The 22,626-nt window shown below is 42.6% G+C and carries 24 protein-coding genes; 7 read left to right on the top strand and 17 right to left on the bottom strand.

The features are described 5' to 3' along the window. Positions 1–2 precede the first annotated feature (2 nt). The 9 genes from H5181_RS05965 to rraA form a co-directional block, all read right to left on the bottom strand. On the bottom strand, positions 3–539 hold the full coding sequence (locus H5181_RS05965) for a hypothetical protein (protein WP_123778065.1): 537 nt from the start codon (positions 537–539) through the stop codon (positions 3–5). 45 nt (positions 540–584) lie between these two features. Beyond that, on the bottom strand, positions 585–1,331 hold the full coding sequence (gene tatC / locus H5181_RS05960; RefSeq protein ID WP_011635959.1) for a twin-arginine translocase subunit TatC: 747 nt from the start codon (positions 1,329–1,331) through the stop codon (positions 585–587). 12 nt (positions 1,332–1,343) lie between these two features. Beyond that, on the bottom strand, positions 1,344–1,748 hold the full coding sequence (tatB, locus tag H5181_RS05955) for a Sec-independent protein translocase protein TatB (RefSeq protein ID WP_011635960.1): 405 nt from the start codon (positions 1,746–1,748) through the stop codon (positions 1,344–1,346). Between the two features lie 6 nt (positions 1,749–1,754). Then, positions 1,755–2,000 (bottom strand): Sec-independent protein translocase subunit TatA, encoded by a 246-nt coding sequence (gene tatA, locus H5181_RS05950; RefSeq protein WP_011635961.1) that lies wholly within the window; start codon positions 1,998–2,000, stop codon positions 1,755–1,757. A 109-nt stretch (positions 2,001–2,109) separates the two neighbouring features. Further along, complete coding sequence (gene ubiB / locus H5181_RS05945; protein ID WP_182750496.1) at positions 2,110–3,759, bottom strand: ubiquinone biosynthesis regulatory protein kinase UbiB; 1,650 nt, start codon at positions 3,757–3,759, stop codon at positions 2,110–2,112. Beyond that, on the bottom strand, positions 3,756–4,376 hold the full coding sequence (locus H5181_RS05940) for an SCP2 domain-containing protein (protein ID WP_059747506.1): 621 nt from the start codon (positions 4,374–4,376) through the stop codon (positions 3,756–3,758). Before H5181_RS05940 ends, ubiB begins: the two co-directional genes overlap by 4 nt. Continuing rightward, positions 4,376–5,131: a bifunctional demethylmenaquinone methyltransferase/2-methoxy-6-polyprenyl-1,4-benzoquinol methylase UbiE gene (gene ubiE, locus H5181_RS05935; protein ID WP_182750495.1), complete on the bottom strand. Its 756-nt coding sequence runs from the start codon at positions 5,129–5,131 to the stop codon at positions 4,376–4,378. Before ubiE ends, H5181_RS05940 begins: the two co-directional genes overlap by 1 nt. 256 nt (positions 5,132–5,387) lie before the next feature. Continuing rightward, entirely contained in the window at positions 5,388–6,422 is a 1,035-nt protein-coding gene (locus H5181_RS05930; protein WP_404948493.1) for a formimidoylglutamase, read from the bottom strand. A 92-nt stretch (positions 6,423–6,514) separates the two neighbouring features. After that, positions 6,515–7,000 (bottom strand): ribonuclease E activity regulator RraA, encoded by a 486-nt coding sequence (gene rraA / locus H5181_RS05925; protein ID WP_011635966.1) that lies wholly within the window; start codon positions 6,998–7,000, stop codon positions 6,515–6,517. 386 nt (positions 7,001–7,386) lie between these two features. Here rraA and H5181_RS05920 point away from each other — a divergent pair, with 386 nt between their 5' ends. The 3 genes from H5181_RS05920 to H5181_RS05910 all read left to right on the top strand — a co-directional run bounded on the left by H5181_RS05920 (position 7,387) and on the right by H5181_RS05910 (position 9,811). After that, on the top strand, positions 7,387–7,635 hold the full coding sequence (locus H5181_RS05920; RefSeq protein WP_011635967.1) for a YgjV family protein: 249 nt from the start codon (positions 7,387–7,389) through the stop codon (positions 7,633–7,635). A 456-nt stretch (positions 7,636–8,091) separates the two neighbouring features. Next, a complete protein-coding gene (locus H5181_RS05915; protein WP_011635968.1) occupies positions 8,092–8,604 on the top strand; it encodes a phosphatase PAP2 family protein in 513 nt (170 codons plus the stop codon). A 157-nt stretch (positions 8,605–8,761) separates the two neighbouring features. Then, positions 8,762–9,811 carry an MJ1255/VC2487 family glycosyltransferase gene (locus tag H5181_RS05910; RefSeq protein ID WP_123778060.1) on the top strand — a complete coding sequence of 350 codons (1,050 nt, stop codon included), beginning with the start codon at positions 8,762–8,764 and terminating at the stop codon, positions 9,809–9,811. Positions 9,812–9,883: 72 nt separating this feature from the next. On the opposite strand, the gene H5181_RS05905 is transcribed toward H5181_RS05910, so the two are convergent. After that, positions 9,884–10,351: an Rsd/AlgQ family anti-sigma factor gene (locus tag H5181_RS05905; RefSeq protein ID WP_011635970.1), complete on the bottom strand. Its 468-nt coding sequence runs from the start codon at positions 10,349–10,351 to the stop codon at positions 9,884–9,886. A 456-nt stretch (positions 10,352–10,807) separates the two neighbouring features. On the opposite strand from H5181_RS05905, the gene hemE reads away from it, so the two are divergent. Together hemE and H5181_RS05895 are read left to right on the top strand one after the other, a co-directional pair. Beyond that, positions 10,808–11,872 (top strand): uroporphyrinogen decarboxylase, encoded by a 1,065-nt coding sequence (gene hemE / locus H5181_RS05900; protein ID WP_101086245.1) that lies wholly within the window; start codon positions 10,808–10,810, stop codon positions 11,870–11,872. 652 nt (positions 11,873–12,524) lie between these two features. Further along, complete coding sequence (locus tag H5181_RS05895) at positions 12,525–12,812, top strand: hypothetical protein (protein WP_059747517.1); 288 nt, start codon at positions 12,525–12,527, stop codon at positions 12,810–12,812. 177 nt (positions 12,813–12,989) lie between these two features. On the opposite strand, the gene H5181_RS05890 is transcribed toward H5181_RS05895, so the two are convergent. The 4 genes from H5181_RS05890 to H5181_RS05875 form a co-directional block, all read right to left on the bottom strand. Then, complete coding sequence (locus H5181_RS05890) at positions 12,990–14,447, bottom strand: HAMP domain-containing sensor histidine kinase (RefSeq protein ID WP_182750493.1); 1,458 nt, start codon at positions 14,445–14,447, stop codon at positions 12,990–12,992. After that, on the bottom strand, positions 14,447–15,181 hold the full coding sequence (locus tag H5181_RS05885) for a response regulator transcription factor (RefSeq protein WP_182750492.1): 735 nt from the start codon (positions 15,179–15,181) through the stop codon (positions 14,447–14,449). The genes H5181_RS05890 and H5181_RS05885 overlap by 1 nt, the downstream gene beginning before the upstream one ends. A 110-nt stretch (positions 15,182–15,291) precedes the next feature. Continuing rightward, positions 15,292–16,017 (bottom strand): spondin domain-containing protein, encoded by a 726-nt coding sequence (locus tag H5181_RS05880; RefSeq protein ID WP_182750491.1) that lies wholly within the window; start codon positions 16,015–16,017, stop codon positions 15,292–15,294. Positions 16,018–16,028: 11 nt separating this feature from the next. Next, positions 16,029–16,730, bottom strand: coding sequence for a spondin domain-containing protein (locus H5181_RS05875; protein WP_182750490.1), 702 nt, complete (start codon positions 16,728–16,730; stop codon positions 16,029–16,031). A gap of 183 nt (positions 16,731–16,913) precedes the next feature. On the opposite strand from H5181_RS05875, the gene H5181_RS05870 reads away from it, so the two are divergent. Further along, positions 16,914–17,465, top strand: a complete 552-nt coding sequence (locus H5181_RS05870) for a GNAT family N-acetyltransferase (protein WP_182750489.1) — start codon at positions 16,914–16,916, stop codon at positions 17,463–17,465. A 40-nt stretch (positions 17,466–17,505) separates the two neighbouring features. Next, the gene (locus H5181_RS05865) at positions 17,506–18,846 is read left to right on the top strand and encodes an FAD-binding oxidoreductase (RefSeq protein WP_182750488.1); all 1,341 of its coding nucleotides are present in this window, start codon (positions 17,506–17,508) and stop codon (positions 18,844–18,846) included. 34 nt (positions 18,847–18,880) lie between these two features. Here H5181_RS05865 and nhaC read toward each other — a convergent pair whose 3' ends face one another. The 3 genes from nhaC to purD all read right to left on the bottom strand — a co-directional run bounded on the left by nhaC (position 18,881) and on the right by purD (position 22,516). Further along, a complete protein-coding gene (gene nhaC, locus H5181_RS05860; protein WP_011635979.1) occupies positions 18,881–20,380 on the bottom strand; it encodes a Na+/H+ antiporter NhaC in 1,500 nt (499 codons plus the stop codon). Between the two features lie 359 nt (positions 20,381–20,739). Next, entirely contained in the window at positions 20,740–20,958 is a 219-nt protein-coding gene (locus H5181_RS05855) for a hypothetical protein (protein ID WP_011635980.1), read from the bottom strand. Between the two features lie 256 nt (positions 20,959–21,214). Next, entirely contained in the window at positions 21,215–22,516 is a 1,302-nt protein-coding gene (gene purD, locus H5181_RS05850) for a phosphoribosylamine--glycine ligase (RefSeq protein ID WP_011635981.1), read from the bottom strand. Between the last annotated feature and the right edge of the window lie 110 nt (positions 22,517–22,626).

The raw sequence follows: 22,626 nt of genomic DNA, 5'->3' as shown, positions 1-22,626 counted from the left end.
AGTTACTTTAATCGTCTAACTCGGACAGTAGCATTGCGTTCATCGCTACCCAATAAAAATGAATTCAATGCACCCGTTTCAATAAAGATGCGTTGACCTTTTTTGATTTTATAATTCTTTGAATTACTTTGCTTCCATACTTGGCCATTGCTGAGTGTTATCACAAATGCGCCTAATGCATCTTTCTTGACGCTAATGACTTCAGAATAAATCTTATCGACTTCATCTTCTATTACTTTCTTTTGTAGGCCAAAATCATCAACGCTGAGCACTTGAGGGCTTGCTGCAGCTATAGGTGCCACAACTTTTGGTGTAGCTGGCGGCCTTGGAGCTTCTGATGGAGCTATCTTAGTTGTATTTGTCGTCGTCATTATATGAGCACTGGGTTTAGCATTAGCTGCTAATTCGTCATAACAAGTTAATCGCACGGTTTTGTCCGTTTTAGCGGCACATATAGACAGTTGCTGACCAAGATTAGTATTGGCATGTGCATTAGCCGACATCAATATGATCCCGACGGCAATTAAACTTAAACGCATTGATTCTTCCTTATTATTTTAGTCAGTAGAGCCTTTCTTTATCGCTTAATTCTCAGCTTGTTCGTTTTCTGGCTCATCTTCTTTTTTGCTGTAGAAACGTGCGGCGATTAGTCCACCTTCAAACAATAACAGCATTGGTACGGCTAGCATAGTCTGCGAGATAATATCGGGCGGCGTGAGTACCATGCCAACAACAAAAGCTCCTACTACAATATAAGGACGTTTTTGGCGTAACTCATCGGGTGTGGTAACACCAGCCCAGCATAACAAAACCACTGCTACAGGTATTTCAAAAGCTAAACCAAAGGCAAAAAACAGTTTTAAAATAAAACTCAAATAGCTGCTGATATCAGTAGCAACTTGCACGCCATCTGGAACTACACTAGTGAAAAAACCAAATACAACGGGGAAAACAATATAGTAGGCAAAGGCTATTCCAAGATAAAACAACAGGGTGCTGCTGGCTAACAAGGGAACAACTAAGCGTTTTTCATGTTTGTATAATCCAGGGGCGACAAAAGACCATACTTGATAGAGTACATAGGGAATGGCGATGAAGAATGCTAGCACGAGTGTTAATTTAAAGGGTGCAAAAAAAGGCGCGGCAACGTCGGTTGCAATCATGCTGCCTGTTTCTGGAAGCGAACGCATTAGTGGTAGAGCTATGTAGTGATAAATATCGTTAGCCCAATACACAATAGTAATGAATACCAATAACACGCTGCCAATGGCTCTAAGCAATTTGTTACGTAATTCAAGCAAATGGCTAATAAGCGGTTGCTGCTGCGACATGGATTATCCGTTTTATTTAGGGGTTGAACTGTTTTCGCTAGTCGCTTCAGATGACTTAGCTTCTACGACTGAAGGAGACTCGTCAGGTGATGCTTTTGGCGCTACAGGTGATGTGTCTTCAACTTTATAAGGACGATTCACTGACTCAGCGGCTTTTTTCAGCTGATCAATCGACTCTTGTAGCTCTGGCGACAAATTGGCTAAACCTTTGCTTTCAGCTTTTTTTAAATCAGCATGTAACTGATCAATTTTAAGCTCTTGCTCAAGTTCATCTTTGACAGAGTTAGCCATGCGCTTAAGCGCGCGGATCCAACCTGTTAACGAACGTACTGCAACCGGTAGTCTTTCGGGGCCTAGTACGACTAGCCCCAAAATACCGATCAGCAGCAGCTCCATAAAGCCGATACCGTCAAACATAATAAATTACGCCTGTTTATCTTTAGATTCTGTTTCAGGTTGCTTTTCTGCAGCCTGTTGCGAAGTCGCTGCAGTTTGGTCTTTTTCTTTGTCATCTAAAGATTTATTTTCATCTTCTGGAGTCATGGCGTTTTTAAAGCCTTTTACTGCTCCACCTAAATCACCGCCCAAAGAACGCAATTTTTTAGTCCCAAATAATAGAATGACAATTAACGCTACGATTAGAAGCTGCCAAATACTGATGCCGCCCATGAAGATTTTCCTCTTTAAAGTAAAATGGTTTTTGTAGAAAAGTTATTTCAAAATCCATAATAACACTCAATTCTTTAAGTATTATGAACCTCTAATAAATTAGTGCTAGCTAAAATTTACGATTCTTTGGCCTAGATCTCCATCCTATCGCCCAAATCAATATACCTGCACCGATACAGATATATGCAGGCCATAGTGTAGCTATTTGAGTAAATAAAATTGTGCCACAGATCAATAATACAGCCGATGTGATAAGTAGATAATTACTCTTGTGCGATTTCTGTTGGTAGCGCAAGTACTTATCTAGCATTTGCTGTTGAGTGCCGAGTAATTTACGACCTAGTTTTAAATTGTCGTAAATCAATTCAGGAAACTCAGGGAGTTTATCTGCCCAAAACGGCGCATTTGATTTTACTTTATTGAACATGGCTTTAGGGCCGACTTGTTCTGACATCCAATTTTCTAGGAAGGGTTTGGCTGTTTGCCATAAATCTAGTTGCGGATATAACTGGCGGCCTAAACCTTCAATATACAATAAGGTCTTTTCGAGTAGCACCAGTTGTGGCTGCACCACAATATCAAAATGACGCGCGGTTCTAAACAGCTCCAACAGTACATGACCGAATGAAATTTCATCTAATGGTTTATTAAACATGGGTTCGCAAACTACTTTTACCGCTTGTTCAAACGCAATAATATCAGTGTGTTCCGATACCCAACCTGACTCAATATACAGCTGGGCGATACGGTGATAATCACGATTAAAAAAGGCTAAAAAGTTTTCTGCAAGGTATCGTTTATCTACTTCGGTTAACGTGCCCATAATGCCGCAGTCTAGACCGATATAAAATGGGTCGTCTGGATGTTCACGACTGATAAAAATGTTGCCAGGATGCATATCTGCGTGGAAAAAATTGTCGCGAAACACTTGGGTGAAAAACAATTCTACACCGCGTTCAGCAAGCAGTTTAAAGTTGGTACCTTGAGCTCGTAACGCTTCGGTGTCAGAGACTGGAATACCGTAAATGCGTTCCATGACCATAAGGCGTTGATAACTGTGTTCTTCGTAAACAAAAGGTACATACAGCGAATTGGAACCCAGAAAATTATTGCGCAGCTTTATGGCGTTGAGCGCTTCGAGCTTTAAGTTTAGCTCGCCTAAAATGGTGGTGCGGTAATCTTCAATCACTTCTGCTGGGCGTAAACGATTACCGTCACCTAATAAGGTTTCGAGTAAGTTAGCCGTTTGAGTCATTAACTGTAAGTCAGCTAATATCTGCTGCTCAACATTAGGCCGCAGCACTTTAAGTACCACCGCTTTACCGTTAGATTTTAAGGTAGCAGTGTGCACTTGCGATATGGATGCCGAGGCAAGTGGTGTATCGTTAAAATCGTCGAAATAGGTTGCGATAGGAGCACCAAGCTCAGCTTCGATGGCTTCTCGTGCTAAAGCGGAATCAAACGGAGGTACTCTGTCTTGCAACATGGCCAACTGATAGGCCCATTCGTCGTCAAGTAAATCACGGCGAGTCGACAACATTTGCCCTAGTTTGATGTATACAGGCCCTAAATCTTGCATCGCTAATTTTAAGCGTTCTGCTGGCGATTTAGTTTTATGTTTATTACGGACCCAAAATAAACTGTTGCGCACAATGGCGAAATACCAAGGCTTTTTGTGTTTAGGTATTAAGTCATCTAAGCCAAAATGCAGAATGGTTTTAATGACATGGTAACCACGCCTGATACTTGCAGTTGTCATTGCGTTATTTGATCTCTTAATTGGGCTATCTTGGCTTCGATACGTTCGGTTTGACTGACTAGTTCGTCCAGATTATCACGAAAGTGTAGCCATTCAATTTTATGCGGTGCCAAGCGATATTCTTCAGTGGTTAACTGGCTGATGTGTGAGCGAGTTTTTTGTAAAACCAGTTTGATATCATGGTTAAATTGTTTTGCTGTAGCAACGAGTTTATGCGTCGGAGCATCACCAATATAACGTGATAATGGTTCAGCAAAATCAACGTGAATATTCTGTAAATAATGGCTTAACGATTGCAGTAATTGAATGTCGCCTTCCAAACTGAGTTTATCTTGTTTGATAAGCTCAGTTAAATTAGCGCCTTCAGTCAGCTGATATAATGTTGATGCATCAGCTCGTACGGTTACAGCAACATCACCTTCGTAATGGCTCAGCACTTGAATTTGTTTGGCAAACACCAAATAAATGGGCCAATTTAACTGACTCAATTGAATACAAAATACTTTGCCGTGCAATGACTTTTGGCGAGCATAGTCACTTTTAGCCTGTGCTGGCAGTTGGTTAAAAGCGGTTTCAATGGCTGCACAAGTTAACAAAGCAAAGTGATTAGGGGTCATTAGAACTTATAACCTCTATGCAATGCGACAACGCCGTCTGTCATGTTGGTGTAGTCGACTTGTTCAAAACCTGCATCGACCATCATTTGTTTAAGGGTTTCTTGATCAGGATGCATCCGAATTGATTCGGCAAGGTATTCGTAGCTGTCAGCATCTTTAGTGATTAATGCGCCCATTTTAGGTAACACCTTAAAGCTATACATGTCGTAAACTTTACGCATTAATTCATGTTTAGGTGTTGAAAACTCAAGCACGAGTAGTTTTCCACCAGGCTTTAATACTCGCTGCATTGAACGTAACGCCGCATCTTTATCGGTAACATTACGTAAACCAAATGCGATAGTGATGATATCAAAATGGTTATCAGGAAACGGCAGTGCTTCAGCATTAGCTTGAACATAGCTGACGTTATTGACGATACCTTTGTCACGTAATTTAGTGCGACCGACCTTGAGCATTGAATCATTAATGTCAGCAAGAACGACTTGACCTCTATCGCCGACTAAATGCGAAAACTTAGCCGTGAGATCGCCAGTACCACCAGCTAAATCAAGCACTTTCATACTAGGTCTTGCAGCCGCTACTTCAATGGTGTGGCGCTTCCAAAAGCGGTGAACTCCAAAAGACATCACGTCATTCATAATGTCGTATTTTGCCGCGACGGAATGAAACACGTCAGCAACTAAGTCTGCTTTTTTATCAGCTTCGACAGTTTTATATCCAAAATGAGTGTTTTTCGGTTCGCCTTCAGACATCGGTATATTCCTATAATGTGCGATAATTAATAGCGAGTGTATGCCATTGCGAATGATTGCTGAAATGCTGCGGTGCGAGAGTGTGACAACAATCAATTAGTTGTCTTACCTTACACCTAAATATACATTTCACTTCAACTTGAACGCAGCAATGAGCTTCGCGTCGATTAGCCCCAATAAAAATCAGCAGTTAAGGCTAAAAAATTGCCTGCATTAGAGCATAAAATTAGCCTTTAATGAATAGCCGCAGCTGATTCTAATTCAGACAGGTTAATCGACCCTGAAGATAAGCATAAATTAACTCACTGAGACCTTGACCAGCATCGCGGTAACCCGCTTCTAACCCCGCGTGATGACATGCTGGAGCGGTTTCAGCAAAATGGGCGTAACGGCATGGACAATGCTTAGCAATATAATGCACATAATGGCACGCATCGAGTATCGATATACCGGCAAAAGTCGCTGCGCTACTGGGCATATTGGCAATCGCATCGACATCGAGCTCTAATGCTACTGGCAGTTGGGTTTGATTTAATGATTTAGCAATTTGTTTCAATGCGGTTTCTAGCGACAATTCACGCCGGATCCAAATTTGTTGAAAACTGTTCCATGTGGCGCCAATTAGGCTCAGTTGTTCTAGGGTTTCTTCGCTGTTTTTTAATTCATGCAAGCCGAGAATATGATAATGGTCGAGGGCGCCATTGGCGGCGGCATAACTAAATCCATTACCGCTGTGGCGACCTTCTCGTGGTCTAAAATCACTGTGTGGATCGAGGTTGACGGCTGCGACAGGTAGGCCTGTAGTGGCTTTTGTTGCCATTAATAAACCATAAGCATTATTGTGGCCGCCGCCGATAACGATGGGTTCTAATCCTGCTTGCATGATTTCACTTACAGCAGCAATAACGATGTCATCTAGTTGTGCGGTTGCTTGACGTAATTGTTCAACGGTAGCGGTTGTTGGTAACGATGTACCAAGACTGATTTGGCCTAAAATGGCACATTCGTTACCATTAAGAAATCGATTGGACTGTAAATTGATCAACTGTTTCATGCTAGCGATAAAGGCATCATCAGCCCCGCCTCGGCCAAGGTTGGCCCGTGGCCCCACATCTTCTGCAATGGCAATAATGGCAAACTGAGCGCCACTAGATTTAGCCCGTTGGGCATTTTGCGCTAATGACAGTTCAGCAGATGCCAGATAAACCTGTTGGCCTATTTTGGTTTCATTAGGGCGTAAATTTAATAATGCATCGCAATGCTGCTGAGTGAATGCGCTAAACATGGTTATTCTCCGAATTACAGCCGCAAAAAAACCAGCATAGCTGGTTTTTAAAGGAATTGTCTGCCAGCTTTTTACAAAGCTAAATTGGCTATGACTGATTATTCAATATCTAATGGTTCTGGAGACAGAATAACGCCAGTGTTATCAGCATAGATATGGTCACCCGGTAAGAAGGTCACTCCACCAAAATTAACTGGAATTTCGACTTCGCCCACACCGTTACTTTCAGCACCGACAGGAATCGAAGCAAGCGCCTGGATACCAATATCAAGTTCTTCAAGAGCGTCAACGTCACGTACTGAACCGTAAATGAGGATACCTTCCCAATTGTTGGCTACAGCAATTTCAGCAATTCTAGCATCGAGTAGGGCACGTCTTAACGATCCACCACCATCGACTAATAGTACTTTACCTTCACCGTCTTCTTCTAAAGCATCAGCAATCAGACCATTATCTTCAAAACACTTAATTGTACTGATTGAGCCACCGAAGGAGCTGCAACCACCGTAGTTACTGAACATTGGTTCGACGACATCGACTACATCTATATACATGTCGCAGAGTTCTGAGGTGTTGTATTCCATATTTCACTCCTGTTGGACAGCAAAGGTAAATTGCTGGGTAAAGCAAAGTTAAATGAATTATATGAGCTTTTTATGAAAATAAAAGCCTTATCAATCACTGGATTGTTATAAATCAACTTATGGTGTTACTTATGCCCAAATGACGCATTGGCCTAAATAGAGAACAAGGATCAAATTTGTAAGTAATTTTCTTTCAAATTGAACCAATTAGTCGATATATGTTGATTTAGGTCATCCTAATACGTTTTTTAATTACATTTTTGTTCAACAGTTTGTTAGCATATTGCTAGATTTATTAATGTTAGTTTACAAAATAATACTAGCTTTAGGGGCACGGATCCCCCGTTACGCATACGGAAGGCAGAGAGCCTGAAACAGAGGTTCTTATGGAAAATATCAATATTATTGAAGTCTTAGGTTATGCAGCATCAGTTATGGTTGCCATTTCACTAATGATGAAAGACATCGTTTTACTAAGATGGTTAAACTTTGTCGGCTGTTCTTTTTTTGTTGCCTACGGATATGCAATCGAAGCGTGGCCAGTAGCGGGCATGAATGCCTTTGTTGCATGCATTAACATTTTTCACTTAATTAAGATTTATCGTAATAAAAGTGCACAGCCACAAACTGCATAATTGCACGAGTCATATTAAGTTATCGTGTTAGCGAATGACGATAACACGGTCGCGATTGATAACCCCTCAAGCCAAACTTGAGGGGTTATTGCTTTAAATCGCATTAATTTAAACCACAAACAGATATCAAACCGCTTTTCATTCTACTGCCTGCGTTATAACCGCCCGCAATAAGCTCCCTATGAACGTATTAATGCTTCTTTTGAGTAACATCAATTAGTCCAATCTCTTATTATCAGTTGAAATGATCTCGCCAGTAAACATCGGCAGTTAAGCTTCTACCATGGTGACTTTCTAACGTTAAATTCAGCTCTGGGCAGTGTCATAAAACTTTAGGCTAACTGTCACCTCGTGTTCATTACCTCTGTCTATTATCTAAACTGTTAACAAATACATAACTTTAGTCGGATTAATATTAGGTAAATGATATTGCCGACGTTTGACATGGAGTCAGGCATGAAGAGTATCAGTCAGTTAGATAAATATTGGTTTTATTGGGTAGTGCAATTTAGTCGAGATAACGGCTTAAATCAGGCTGCTAAACGTGTCTCTGCAACCGGTGATGGTCACTATTATGCTTATTTATCTGTTGCGCTGTTATTTTTCCATCCCAACGGTCAGCACTTTTTTAATTTAGTGTTGGGGAGTTTCTTGGTTGAGTTGCCGTTGTATCTACTGTTGAAAAATAGCATTCGACGTCATCGTCCTTGCCACGCTTTAGCAGGGTTTGAATCATGTTTTGAGCCAGCTGATAAATTTAGCTTACCCTCAGGGCACACAGCTAGTGCCTTTGTGTTTGCTAGCGTAGTGAATCTGGTGTTTCCTGCCTTAGCACCTATTGCGTTTGCTTGGGCTTGTTTTGTTGGCTCATCACGTATTGCTTTGGGAGTGCATTATCCTGTGGATATTATCGCTGGCGCTGGTTTGGGGATCGGCTCGGTATTACTGGTCGATCAACTCATGCTGTAAAAACTTATGTTAAGAACGCCCATGTCGTAATCGCTCATGCCGTCACAGTACATGTGGTAAAGGTTCTGTAGTCACTCCTCATGTAGTAACTGTTTATGTAGAAAGAAGTACAACGTTTTAATCTTGATCATTCAGCCGTAGAGGGATGTAAGGCAATATGAAAATTTTGTACGGAGTTCAAGGCACAGGGAATGGCCATATCAGTCGCGCACGCGTGATGTCTAAAGCGCTTAAGCAACATAATATTGATGTCGATTTTCTATTTTCAGGCCGAAAACAACAACACTACTTTGATATGCAATGTTTTGGCGATTATCAGACCCGTAACGGTATGACATTCATAACCGAAAATGGTCGAGTTAATTCCGTGAAAACCGCCAAAAACAATTTAACTACTCCTATTTTCTCTGAAATTAAGCAGTTAGATTTAACGGGGTATGACTTAGTATTGAACGATTTTGAACCTGTGAGTGCTTGGGCGGCCAAACAACAAAATGTTCCGTCAATCGCCATTAGTCACCAAGCAGCATTACAATATCCAGTCCCTAAGCAAGGCAACAGTTGGTTTAATGAATTTTTGCTTAACCATTTTGCACCCGTCGATATTGCTTTAGGTTGTCATTGGCATCATTTTGGCTTTCCTATTTTGCCTCCATTTGTTGAGGTGTGGCCCAATGGTGGTGATCATAGCCATCAAATTTTAGTCTATTTACCCTTTGAAGAGCCTGATCGTATAGCGGCATTTTTAGCACCATTTGATCAATACCACTTTTCTGTTTACCACAGCACTAAACCATTGAAACCATTAGCAGAGCATGTTCATTGGCATGGCTTTAATCGTGAAGGCTTTAAACAGCATATGGCTCAATGTGGTGGGGTGATCGGCAATGCTGGTTTTGAGCTGGCCAGTGAAGCGATGACGTTAGGTAAGAAGTTATTAGTAAAACCGTTACTGGGGCAGTTTGAGCAGTCTGCTAACGTTGCAGCGTTAGAATTACTTGCCGCGGCAGAAAGTATGCAAACTTTAGATTTTGCCGTACTCAAGCGTTGGTTAAAAAGCCCATCACCTAAGCCTATTGCGTACCCACAAGTCGGCGATGCATTGGTAGAGTGGTTAAAAATGGGCGATTGGCATCAGTCACAAAATTTATGTCAACATTTATGGTCACAAGTCGAGTTGCCTGAAAACTGGCATAAACGGCAATAATGTTTGCTGCAATCAAGTTTCTGTATTAAAAAAGTGCGTCAATTTATCGCACTTTTTAATGGGCTGACTTAATTAAGGAAGACGTTGATATAGCAATTCAAGAAGCTGATCTTCTAATTCGAAACGCGACTCCATTGCTTGTGCTAAATGTGATAAATCGTTGTCTAGTTGATACAGCACTTGTTCATCAGATGCATCAGTATATTTATCATTAAAATCCAATGCCGCGTCTGTGCTTTCGCTAATCAGCGGTAATAAGGCGTTGGCTGTTTCGATGCTCGTTTCACCAAACTTCTCGCAAGCTTTAACAACGTTGTCGTAAACTTCAAAGTGGCCTTCTGACACATAATCAACTAATTGGGCACAAAATTGTTTGACTTGATCCATGCTTGGCAGTGATTTTTCGCTGCGCGAATAAGGTGCTAATCCGGCAACGATAAAATATTGGATTAATAATTTGCGGCGATGATTAAGCCATTGATCAATTAAATTATGAGAACCGCCCCAGCGTTTTTCTGCTTTTTCTAATTTTGTTAGCATGTCTTCTCTCTAATTGGCAGTCATTCTGTAACAACTAATGTATTGGACAAAGTGTATTACGATCAACTGTTTTATTTTTATTTGCTTATCGACTAGCTTGCTTTGGGGATGAAAAGAATAGAGGGCACTAAGCGGAATAATAAAAAACCCCGTGATGGCATGCCATCACGGGGTAACGAAGTTTTCAAAGGCTCGATTTATCGGGCTTCTTGATTGTTCTTGCTAGCGCACACTTTTTATACCAAACCACTTAGCGTGACGCAACTTATAATCGGATAAATTGCGATTTACACATCAGTATTGTGTGTTTTGTGAGCATAGTAGCGATTGTGTTAATAAAATCGACTATAGATTTAGGAATAGCTCACATAAATTCTGCATGAGTGGTTACATTAATCGCGTAAGTGCTAAACTAACGCCCAGCAGAAATCATAACAGTCTAGGAACAAAGTCCACATGGCAGAATTAAAGAATGATCGTTATTTACGTGCGTTGCTAAAGCAGCCTGTTGATGTCACTCCAGTATGGATGATGCGTCAAGCGGGACGTTATTTACCTGAGTATAAAGAAGTTCGTGCTCAAGCGGGTGACTTTATGTCTTTATGCCGTAATGCCGAATTGGCTTGCGAAGTCACTTTACAGCCGTTACGTCGTTATGACTTAGATGCTGCGATTTTATTCTCAGATATCCTGACCGTGCCAGACGCAATGGGCTTAGGTTTGTATTTCGAAGCCGGTGAAGGTCCGCGTTTTGAACGTCCAACTGACACCATCGATGCAATCAAAAAATTATGTATTCCAGATCCAGAAGATGAATTGGGTTATGTAATGCGTGCAGTGAGTACCATTCGTCGTGAACTGAATGGCTCTGTGCCGTTAATTGGTTTTTCGGGTTCACCTTGGACTTTGGCCACTTACATGGTTGAAGGCGGTTCAAGCAAAACTTTCGAAAAAATCAAGCGTATGGCGTATGCAGAACCAGCTGCATTGCATATGTTATTAGATAAGTTAGCAGACTCTGTGGTGTTATATCTTAACGCTCAGGTGGCTAACGGCGCACAATCGTTAATGATATTCGACTCGTGGGGCGGTGCGTTATCACATCACGCTTACCGTGAGTTCTCATTACGCTATATGCAAAAAATTGTTGATGGCTTAACTCGTTTTGCTGATGGCCGTAAAGTGCCAGTTACTTTGTTCACTAAAGGCGGCGGATTATGGTTAGAGTCTATGGCTGAAACCGGTTGTGATGCATTAGGTTTAGATTGGACTGTTGATATTGGTGACGCTCGTCGTCGCGTAGGTCATAAAGTGGCTCTACAAGGCAACATGGACCCATCAATGTTGTATGCTACGCCAGAGCGTATTCATCAAGAAGTTGATCAAATTCTAGCGAGTTACGGTGAAGGTACTGGCCATGTATTTAACTTAGGCCATGGTATTCATCAACATGTTGATCCTGAACATGCCGGTGCATTTATCAATTCTGTGCATGAGTTGTCAGGTAAATACCACAAGTAATTCAGTGGTATTGGCTAAAAAAAGCGAATCTTCGGATTCGCTTTTTTGTTGATCGTTTTTTGTTTTTTAGCTTTTGAATGTGAGCAGTTAGTTTTTCTATTTTTCTATTTTTCTATTTTACGTCTTTCCGGTAATGCTTGTGAGCCGGAATCCAGCTGTTTTTTACTATTTTGATTTAGATTTTATGGCCTGCGGCCACTAACGTCGTGGCGCTTCGCCCACACCAGACCAAGAGGAAACCAACGGCTGTTCCCTCTTTACTCTTGATAAAAAAATTGGCCTCGCCGCCCCGCAATATTTTCGCTATTTACAAAACAATAGCGACGAAAAGGTTGCCATGGAGATTGATCCAGCTTTGAACCTCGTTTTGTAGTTGGCCCAGTCCAACGAGCGATTTATGACTTTCACACAGCGCAACGCACAGATTCTAATATACGAGGCAATATATGAAACAGCAGACATACAAGAATGATAAAAACATATTGATGACGAAACATTGAGATAAGTATGGTACTTTCACTAAATTGATGCAGGGACTGCCTGTTGGTTTTCGCTACTTTATACCATTGATTCGCCAAATTCCGCACCACATTCACAACAACCAAAATGCAATTTAGCAAATCGTTATACGCATTAAATAGGATTGAGTTCAATGGAAGAACAAGCAGTTAAAATTCAACGTAGTTCAAACCTTGTTAAAGGTTTTATGGCTCTGGTAATAATATTCCAAGTAGTTCAGTTTTATCAAACTCGAATGTTAGATTTTGGCGAAATAGCTGGGGTTTTTGGAATATTATTTTTCTTGCGTGGTTTACTCTCGTCGCCATTATTATTAGTAGCTCCGCTTAAGCACTGGTTTAAATCAAATTTGGTTTTTTCTACTGCAAGCTATAAATATTTTATATGTGCTTTTGTGTTAGTTGTAGTTAGTTTGTTTTAACAATATTTATAGTCGGCTACTCGGAGGTAATCTAGTCTCCTCCGGCCTTACATGACACGATTGCTTCGCAAGCGATTTAATCATCCAGAAGTAGAGCAATAGCAGAGTATGTTGCCAAACACTGTTTATTTAGATATTCAATCGCAACAAATCTAACCTCAACCTCAACCTCAACACCTAACCCTGCGTTACAAGCTCTATCTTAAATTCGCTGCCAACGCCGGGTTGGCTGTCGATTTCAATTCTGCATTTCAATAAGCCCAATAATTGCCTGACAATGGCGAGTCCGACGCCGAGTTGTGGCAGACTTTGATTCGCTTCAAATGACAACCTTGTCATCGACAATTGCTTGAGGGCGTCAACTTCATGCTTGTGCATGCCTGCGCCAGTGTCACGAACGGTTAACCATTGTTGGCCATTGTGTTGTGCATTGACGATTTGAATCTTGCCACCAGCGGGAGTGTAGCGCAGGGCGTTATCGACCAAGTTGTTGAGTATGCGGCGCATTAGTACGGGGTCGGTATAGATTTGGCTGGCATGGTTGATGTCAAAATCTAATTTAACCCCGAGCTTTTTGGCTCGTGGGGTAAAGGTTTGTTCAATATCGCTAAGCAGTTCGCTGAGGTTAACTTGTTGCAGTTGCGCATCGATTTGACCATTTTCGAGGGCGGCCAATTCTAATAACTGTGCCAGTAGCTGCTGTAAGGTTTGGCCTGAGTTTGCTGCATATTGGATTAACGCTTCGTCCCGTTCGTGCTTGGGTAATATTAACCAAGTATCGATATAACCTAACAATGCGGTAAGCGGGGTTTTTAAGTCATGAGACAAATGCAATAAAAAGTCGTGTTTGGCCTGTTGTTGGCGTTTCACTTGCTGTTGCTGCAATTGGATTTCATGCAATAAATGATTGATATGATGACTCAGTTGGCTTATCTCTAAACTGCCACGATAGCGCTGGGGGAGCATCAGTTTGTCTGACATCGGGGTGTTTTTAAGTTCGGTTAAGTCTTGTGCGAGCTTTTGGATTGGACGGGTAAAATAGCGCAGTAAAATCACGAATAGCACTAAAGCAAAAATGATCCAAAAACCGATTGTAGCGCCCCAGATTTTAGGTTGATTTTCAGCGTTAATCAGTGCTTGCCAACTGTCGTAATCTTCACCGCCAATGATGACATACAAATAACCGCTATGAAGCCCATCTTTGGTGACAAGTTTACTGGCGGAAAAAATCTTGTGGGTATCTTCGCTACGCGGATCGGTGCCAAGTACAGGTAGGCTGTCGCCATTTAAAAACTGCTGAATGATTGTGGTATCGACTCGGTGAGTTTTAATTTTTTCTTCTTTGGCGTCATAAGCAATCACTTTGCCATCTGGATCTAAGGTGTAAATTTCAAAGCTTGGGCCTAGCAACATAAAGTCGTGAAAGGCTTCTTTAAGCGCGGCGTCTGACGTGATCCCTTGCGATAATAAAGGGTTGATGTGCGCCATGTGTTCAGCAAGTTGTAAGTGCAGTGATTGCTGAATTTGGTTACGGCTAAATTCATGGTTAAGTTGCAGCCATTGCCATAGCGCGACAAACAGTAATAACACGATGATTGTGGATGCTAAAAACAACCGATTAAATAAGCGATTCATTAGTGGGCTTGCACCTCTGGTGGTGAAAATTTGTAGCCTACGCCCCACACGGTTTTGACAAGGTCATGTTCAGGCGAGCACAAAGAAAGCTTGTTGCGTAAACGGTTTATATGACTGTTTACAGTGTGCTCATAGCCATCGTAGTGATAACCCCATACTGCTTCTAACAGTTGCATGCGGCTAAAGACTTGTTGCGGGTGTTTGGCTAAAAATAGCAGTAAATCAAACTCGCGGGCGGTGAGGGTTAATGCTTTATTAAACGCGGTAACTTCACGGGTACTGGAGTTAATGGTTACGCTGTTAAATTCAATTTGTTGGGTTTGTTCATGTTGGGCTTTGCCGCGTCTTAATAGTGCTTTTACCCGTGCGCGCAGCTCTAATACGCTAAAGGGTTTGACGAGATAATCATCTGCCCCAGCTTCAAGGCCCAGTACCACATCTGCTTCTGAATCTTTGGCGGTTAATAGCATCAGCGGGACTTCCTTACCGTCTTGGCGTAGTTGCTCACACAGCATAATGCCATCACCATCGGGGAGCATGCGATCCATTAATATTAGGTCGAGCTTTTTATGCTCGATTATGTGCATGGCTTGCTTCAAGGTGGTGGCGTGGTCGACGCTGTAGTTGAGTGCTTTGAGGTTAAGTATGATTAACTTAGCCAAGTCTTGTTCGTCTTCGACTAGCAAAATATGTTGCGGACAAACATGGCCATTATGTTTCGCGGTTCCATTCATGGTGACTTCCTCAAAGCAAATCCAGTAATTGCATTAATACTTAGACCCGCTTTGAGGAGAATAAATTTCAATGTGGTTGAAATTCATTCAGTCGATACGACCGATTAAGATTATTCAGTACGCATAATAGTGACAGCTAACACCGGGTTATCAAAACGATGCGATGCACCCAGTACCGAATCGGCTAAGCCGTCGTACATTGAAATAACACCAGGATGAATATGCACAAAGTCGACATCATCACGGCTGGCGTTAAACCCTTCGCCGCCATCAGCGGGTCCTGGCATAGTGCCTTTGGCTTCGCTGTTAGCTTCAGTGCCTGCGTCATAAGCCATAAACTTCATCGCGGTTGTTGCATCCACTTCCATACCGGCAATGGTGTAACTGTTAATACCGGTAAAGGCATCGTTAGTGTTAACCAACATGGTGGCTAAACTAATGCTCGCTACATCGGCTTCATCTAAGGTTAAGGTGAGCGTTTCTGACATCCCAGGCATTAATAAGCCTGTGCCATTAACACTGCTATTGATCACGCTTAGTGCGGCTATATCGGCAGTATCACCACCTTCAGCCATTTTCTCGAGTGCTTCGCTGGCCATTTCACCGGCGTTCCATAACATGGCATCACTAGCATGAGAGGCTAAGATAACCGGCGACATTGGCTGGTTAGCCGTCAGGTTAGTTACGGTCACCGTGAAGGTTTGCATCACTGGCGCAGGCGGGGTGACAACAACAGCAGTATCATCATCGTTGTCATCGCCACAGGCAGTAAGCAGGGTTGCAGCTGCCAGCATGGCGATTAAGCTGGGCTTAAGTGTAAAGTCAGTGCGTTTCATGGGCTACCTCCTTATTTTACTGTCACCACAACTTTGGCTACAGGGTTCAACCAGCGATGAACGCGACTGTCTAAATCACTCATGCCACCAGCTGGGTCCATGTCACCTAAAACGCCAGGGTGAGTATGTACATTGCTATTGTCAGAGTTATCCATCACGCCTGTGCCATTGGCTCCGCCGTCACCACCAGGGGCTGCGGGAATACCCGGTACGCCTGACATGCCACCGCCATTGATGATTTCATCATTGGCTTCTGTGCCAGCATCATAAGCATTGACGTACATAGTGTAAGTGCCCGCTTCGGTAGGGATTTCCCAACCATCTAGCCCCATAAAAGCATCGTTAGTGGGTAACACCATGGCTACAATAGATAAATGGGTGTTGTCGCCAGTATCAAGCATTACGCCACTAACATTAGCACCTGCGGCAAGTAACCCCGTTGCAGGATTTGCTGATGTTACGCCTGCATTGCCGGTTACCGCAGCATCTAAGTCGGCTATGTCGCCACCTTCAGCCATTTTTTGTAACGCTGCCGATGCTTCGGTGCCGACTTGAAACAGGTGGCTGTCAGCGTCGTGGGCTGCGATCAAAATAGGGGTGAAGTGATTTCCGTGAGTTAAATTGGTCAGGCTAACTTCAATATCAGCAGCCAAGGTTGGCAGGCTAAATAATCCAGCAGCCATAAGACTTGCAGTCACTAGTGTACGTTTCATAACCGAGCTCCTTTTGTTTAATTGCAGCCAGTATGAACAATGGATCTCACCTACTTATCGCCAAATTATCACAAAAGATTAACATCGTTAACTTACCGATAATGACGTGTGATATGGTGTGCTAAAACCAACAATAAGAGCTCACCTCAAGTTGAATTAAGGTGTGAAAAAAATAGGTTAATAATGATTAGACAACTTACTCCCGCTGACTTTGATGCAGTGATAACCCTAGGTGAAATAGTCCACGGCAGTGGTTATATGGATATCGCTGAACTGACAGCGATTTATCACAAAGGCATTAAAAATGGCATTAATGCCAATTTTGTCGCGCTTGAAAATGATCAACTTATAGGTTTTCGGTTAACGTATGCCGCGGGACAATGGCCGCATGATCAATGGTGCACGGTTGATCAGTGGGGCGTTGATTTTAACGATGTGTGTTATTTCAAATCAAACACTATTGCTGAATCTGGCCGAGGACAAGGGCTTGGTGGCAAGTTATTAGCGGCCTCTAAGGCTGCAGTAATGGCACAAGGGGCTAAGGCGGGGGTAAGTCATTTATGGCAGCAAAGCCCTAATAATGCTGCTGTGCGATATTTTACTAAGGCGGGTGGTAAGTTAATTAAACAGCATCCGCAGCGCTGGCATCAACGTTATATGGGTGATGATTATATTTGCGTATTATGCGGTGAAGATTGCCACTGTGTTGCCTGTGAAATGCTGTTGTTATTTTAATGTCTGCTCTCTAAATCAATAATAAAAAAAGAAGACCAATATGTACGATCCGCTGATTAACTCGCATCCTAATAATCAAACGTTTGCCCCTAGCTATTGGGCAAGCACTCAAGCCTTACCCGCACCAACTGCTGCATTGTCTGGCCGCCAACAAACCGATGTGGCTATTGTGGGTGGTGGCTACACAGGCTTATTAACAGCCTATTATTTGGCAACCGAATTCAATATAGATTGCCATGTGTTAGAGGCCAATCAAGTCGGTTTTGGGGCGAGTGCGCGCAATGCTGGGTTTGTGTTAAAAGGATCGGGGCGTTTAGGGTACGCCGCCATGACTGAGCGTTGGGACTTAGCAACGACCAAGGGCATATACGATGAATTTACCCAAGCCGTGGCTAGAGTCGATGGGTTAATTAAACAACATCATATCGCCTGTGAACCGCAAGAAGCGGGTTACTTGAAGGTGGCGCATAATCCTAAAGCCTTAGTCACGCTGCAAAATGCCGCTAATTATATTCAACAACACTTAGCCAGTAGCCAAGACTCGGGCGCCGAGTTTATTTCAAGCCAAGATTTTCGATCCCAGTATTTAGATCATCATCAAGCTTTTGGTGCGCTGCGTTTAAAAGACGGTTTTGGTCTTAATCCGCTTAAATTGTTATTAGGTTATAAGGACATGGTGCAAGCTCAAGGCGTGACTATTTCTGAGCAATCTTGCGTATTAGATTGGATTGAAGAGGGTGGTAAACATCGTTTAATTACCGATAAAGGCGAACTGATTGCCAACAAAGTGATTATGGCGGGTAATGCTTATACGCCTAAACGGTTTAACCAGCGCATAGACGATAAATTTTTGCCGATATTAAGCAATGTGATTGTCACCGAACCGCTTACCGCGCAAGAGCTTGCAGAGGCGGGTTTGCATACTCATCAAGTGACCATGGATACCCGTATTTTAAAATACTATTACCGTTTATTACCCGATAATCGATTGTTGTTTGGTGGCCGTGGTGCGGTGTGGGGCAAAGATGCTGCGAATCCCGTTTATGGTGAGCGTTTAAAAATGGCGTTAAATAAGTGCTTTCCAAGTTTAACCAGTAAAGCTATTGCTTATAATTGGACCGGATGGATTGCTGCTGCAATGGATGATATGCCCCATGTATATTGCAAAGGTGGCGTAGGGTATAGCTTAGGATATTGTGGTGCGGGAGTGTCGTTTAGTAGCCAGGCTGCATATCGATTAGCGCAAAGTATTGCCGGAGAAACATTACCCAATTTACCTTTGTATCAACAACCTTTACCTAAATTCCCCTTTACCCAAGCAAGACGGCTTGGGCAATGGGGTTATTATCATTATGGTTGGTTGAAAGATCGCTTTGGTTAACCGCCCATTTCTAGGTTAATAGACGGCTTGTTAATTAACCAACGACTTCGCCAGTGCTTATTTTAGTTTCGTCTAATGGTTCAATTTTGAAATTGAAATAAGCATAAGATGCACTGATAAACGGACAAACTAAGTTAAAGAAGGCATAAGGCAGGTAAGCGATAGTGGCTACCCCAAGTGTACTGGCCATAAAGGCACCACAGGTATTCCAAGGCACTAGCGGGCTGGTTACTGTTGCTGAGTCTTCTAACGTGCGGCTTAAATTAACTGCGGCCAACTTACGGCGAGTGTATTCCACCTTTAACATTCTGCCAGGCAGTACAATGGCAATATATTGATCGGCAGTAATGATGTTAGCGCCAATACACACACCAAGAGTAGTAATAATCAAGCTGGCCGTGCCAGTGACGACGGTAAGAATACTTTCTAAAATACGATTTAATAATCCGGTGACTTCCATCACGCCGCCAAATGCCATCGCACACAGAATAAGCCAAACCGTTGTTACCATGCTGCTCATGCCACCACGACTCAATAGATTATCTAATACCTCATCGCCCGTGTTAGCGACATAGCCGTCAAACATGGCTATCCATAAACCTTTCACTAACGCGACCATTGGCAATAATGTGTCGTCGTGTACAAAGGCAATCACGTTATCAAACTGAAATAATGCAGCGCATACCGCGCCAGCTAACGTACCTAATATGACCGTTGGAAACGCTGGCATTTTGCGGTTAGCTAAATACAACACCACTAATAACGGGATCAATAAATGTATTCCTGGGCTGTAGGTTTTATCCAATAAAGCCAATGTATCTACGAGTTGATTTTCAATTGGTACGACATCTGCTGTAAGGCCTAAAAAAGTAAAGCCAATAAGGGCAATGATAATGCTCGGCACAGTGGTCCAGGTCATGTGGCGGATATGGCTAAAAATGTCCGTTCCCGCAACAGCAGGTGCAAGGTTTGTGGTGTCAGACATTGGCGACATTTTGTCGCCAAAATAGGCGCCACTGATAATAGCGCCAGCAGTAATGTTAACGTCTAGTCCCATAGCAGACGAAATACCGACTAAGGCAATACCTAAGGTACCTGCAACGGTCCACGAGCTACCAATACTCAGTGCAACCACCGCACACAATAAACAGCAGGCAGTATAAAAGTAGTCTGGGTTAAGGATTTGCATACCATAATAAATCATCGTCGGAACTGTACCGGCTAAAATCCACGTACCAATGAGCGAACCTACGCTGAATAGAATTAATAAAGCACCGGTCGCCACTCCAATACTTTTGACGATACCTCGTTCCATTTGATTCCAGCTATAACCATTTTTATAACCGATTATCATCGCAATACATGCTGCTAACACTAATGCGATTTGATTGGCGCCTGATGAACTGTCTGAAGAAAACAGATAAACTGCTGCCGCGAGCATAAGAATAAGGGCAAAAACGGGGATAAGTGCATCAAGTAAGCTGGGTTGCTTGTGCTCCGATGAAGACGGTTTGAACGACGCCGATTGAGACATACTACTTCCTTTGTTGTTATTATTTTTGACCAATATCTCATTCGTGTGAGTTGGCTAAGTGTTATCATAATAAGTTAGTAACTTATTTGTAACAGAAGCACATCCTGACATAAAAATGCCTGTTAAGTCGAACATTGTTAGGCTTGAGTAATCATTTATTGATAGGGAAATTGTTGCAGCTTTTCAATCGTATGCTTGGTTAATTACTTTGCGTGGTTATATATGTCAAATAGGTCGGTTAATGTGAATAAATAGCCGCTGAGGATATCTGGTGGGACCAGAAGTATCCTCATGAAAACGTGCAGATTTGATCGTTCTTTGGACGCAATTTATGGCTATTAATGACAATATTAAGCCAGTTATTTATTTAAATGTTTTAAGATGGCCTTTTCGGCATCAGCTTTAGTGGCTTCACCTTGAGGAATATCAATTTTTTCTAGGGCTTTATGGCCTGTCATATCTTCTGCAATATGTAACCAATCTGGATGCCAATAGAAAGAGGTGCCCGAGAAGGTGTCCCAATTATGCACTCCGGCTTTTTCACCTTGATAAATCAGGTCGCTAGTATTAACTTTCATTTTATCCTCCAATAATCATTACGAGTACGTTATCTAAAGTTCAGGAGTTTGAATAACAGCCAAGGTAATCACACTCCTTTTCAGTTACTAGCTTGCGCCTTGAGTAGGGGCATTTTTGTGATCTAAATCATAAAAGTTGCGGGTTATGGATAATGTAAACAGTAATTAATCTTTTGCGTTACAAGCGGATATAAAAAATCCCTGTGATGTTGTTGCCATCAAAGGGATTTTCTAACAAGCTAAACCAAATCTACTATTAGGTTTTAGCTTGTTCACGAGCAATGGCGCGGTAAGCTATATCAGTACGGAAGTACACGTCATCCCAATGAATGGCATCCACTAAATCGTAAGCGGCTTGCTGGGCTTCGGTTACTGTGTTGCCCAGAGCAGTAGCGCATAATACGCGGCCGCCGTTAGTCACCACATGGCCATCTTTCATACTTGTTCCTGCATGGAACACTTTACCGTTAGTGTCGCCAAGGGTTAGGCCGTCAATCACATCGCCTTTATTGTAAGCATCTGGATAACCGCCAGCTGCCATGACAACACCTACTGCTGCACGTGAGTCAAACTCTGCTGTGACTTTGTCTAATTCTCCACGAGTTGCGGCTAAACAAAGTTCAACGATATCTGATTGCAAACGCATCATAATAGGCTGGGTTTCTGGGTCGCCAAAGCGGCAATTGTATTCAAGTACTTTGGCGCTGCCATCTGGTGCAATCATTAACCCGGCATATAAAAAGCCGGTGTAAACATTACCTTCAGCTGTCATGCCATCAACTGTTGGGCGAATAACATTAGCGATAGTCCAATCGTGTACAGCTTGTGTTACCACAGGAGCTGGTGAGTACGCACCCATGCCGCCAGTGTTAGGGCCTTGGTCTGCATTGTCGCGAGCTTTATGGTCTTGGCTGGTGGCCATAGCAAGAATGTTTTTGCCGTCTACCATTACGATAAAACTGGCTTCTTCACCTTTTAAAAACTCTTCAATCACTACGCGTGAACCGGCATCACCAAACTTATTACCCGCGAGCATGTCATCAATCGCGGCATCCGCTTCAACTTGGTTAGCTGCGATAATCACACCTTTACCTGCTGCTAAACCGTCGGCTTTAATCACGACTGGGAAACCCGTTTTAGCGGTTAATATTGCCGCATAAGCTTTAGCCGGTGCAATCTCAGTGAAGTTTGAGTAATCAGCAGTAGGAATGTTGTGGCGCGCTAAAAAGTCTTTGGTGAACGCTTTTGAAGATTCAAGCTGTGCCGCGCCTTTAGTTGGGCCAAAAATAGGTAAGCCTGCAGCATTGAAAGCATCAACTACGCCCAGTGATAATGGCACTTCTGGGCCGACGATGGTAATTGCGATGGCGTTATCTTTGGCAAAGGTGACAAGTGCGTCAATTTGTTCAACATCAATAGCCACGTTTTCTAACTTAGGTTCTAAAGACGTACCAGCATTACCGGGTGCAACAAACACTTTTGTTACTTGAGCTGATTGAGCCGCTTTCCAAGCTAGAGCATGTTCACGACCGCCACCACCAATTATAAGTACCTGCATCTTTAATCCTTTTATAGCTGCGCTATGTTCTCTATTTCTGCTTCAAGCATGCTTACTTATAAGCTGCGCGTGCTTTCATTGAACCAGAAAAAATAGCTATGCTCTAATTC

The sequence above is a fragment of the Shewanella sp. SG44-2 genome (genome assembly GCF_014164215.1).
Classification (GTDB): Bacteria; Pseudomonadota; Gammaproteobacteria; order Enterobacterales; family Shewanellaceae; genus Shewanella; species Shewanella frigidimarina.
Note: the sequence above shows the minus strand (reverse complement) of the source record. Positions and strands in the feature narration are given on the sequence as shown.

Coding starts and splice junctions, on each gene's coding strand:
- H5181_RS05965 (WP_123778065.1), bottom strand. CDS start 539: ATGCGTTTAAGTTTAATTGCCGTCGGGATCATATTGATGTCGGCTAAT.
- tatC (WP_011635959.1), bottom strand. CDS start 1,331: ATGTCGCAGCAGCAACCGCTTATTAGCCATTTGCTTGAATTACGTAAC.
- tatB (WP_011635960.1), bottom strand. CDS start 1,748: ATGTTTGACGGTATCGGCTTTATGGAGCTGCTGCTGATCGGTATTTTG.
- tatA (WP_011635961.1), bottom strand. CDS start 2,000: ATGGGCGGCATCAGTATTTGGCAGCTTCTAATCGTAGCGTTAATTGTC.
- ubiB (WP_182750496.1), bottom strand. CDS start 3,759: ATGACAACTGCAAGTATCAGGCGTGGTTACCATGTCATTAAAACCATT.
- H5181_RS05940 (WP_059747506.1), bottom strand. CDS start 4,376: ATGACCCCTAATCACTTTGCTTTGTTAACTTGTGCAGCCATTGAAACC.
- ubiE (WP_182750495.1), bottom strand. CDS start 5,131: ATGTCTGAAGGCGAACCGAAAAACACTCATTTTGGATATAAAACTGTC.
- rraA (WP_011635966.1), bottom strand. CDS start 7,000: ATGGAATACAACACCTCAGAACTCTGCGACATGTATATAGATGTAGTC.
- H5181_RS05920 (WP_011635967.1), top strand. CDS start 7,387: ATGGAAAATATCAATATTATTGAAGTCTTAGGTTATGCAGCATCAGTT.
- H5181_RS05915 (WP_011635968.1), top strand. CDS start 8,092: ATGAAGAGTATCAGTCAGTTAGATAAATATTGGTTTTATTGGGTAGTG.
- H5181_RS05910 (WP_123778060.1), top strand. CDS start 8,762: ATGAAAATTTTGTACGGAGTTCAAGGCACAGGGAATGGCCATATCAGT.
- H5181_RS05905 (WP_011635970.1), bottom strand. CDS start 10,351: ATGCTAACAAAATTAGAAAAAGCAGAAAAACGCTGGGGCGGTTCTCAT.
- hemE (WP_101086245.1), top strand. CDS start 10,808: ATGGCAGAATTAAAGAATGATCGTTATTTACGTGCGTTGCTAAAGCAG.
- H5181_RS05895 (WP_059747517.1), top strand. CDS start 12,525: ATGGAAGAACAAGCAGTTAAAATTCAACGTAGTTCAAACCTTGTTAAA.
- H5181_RS05890 (WP_182750493.1), bottom strand. CDS start 14,447: ATGAATCGCTTATTTAATCGGTTGTTTTTAGCATCCACAATCATCGTG.
- H5181_RS05885 (WP_182750492.1), bottom strand. CDS start 15,181: ATGAATGGAACCGCGAAACATAATGGCCATGTTTGTCCGCAACATATT.
- H5181_RS05880 (WP_182750491.1), bottom strand. CDS start 16,017: ATGAAACGCACTGACTTTACACTTAAGCCCAGCTTAATCGCCATGCTG.
- H5181_RS05875 (WP_182750490.1), bottom strand. CDS start 16,730: ATGAAACGTACACTAGTGACTGCAAGTCTTATGGCTGCTGGATTATTT.
- H5181_RS05870 (WP_182750489.1), top strand. CDS start 16,914: ATGATTAGACAACTTACTCCCGCTGACTTTGATGCAGTGATAACCCTA.
- H5181_RS05865 (WP_182750488.1), top strand. CDS start 17,506: ATGTACGATCCGCTGATTAACTCGCATCCTAATAATCAAACGTTTGCC.
- nhaC (WP_011635979.1), bottom strand. CDS start 20,380: ATGTCTCAATCGGCGTCGTTCAAACCGTCTTCATCGGAGCACAAGCAA.
- H5181_RS05855 (WP_011635980.1), bottom strand. CDS start 20,958: ATGAAAGTTAATACTAGCGACCTGATTTATCAAGGTGAAAAAGCCGGA.
- purD (WP_011635981.1), bottom strand. CDS start 22,516: ATGCAGGTACTTATAATTGGTGGTGGCGGTCGTGAACATGCTCTAGCT.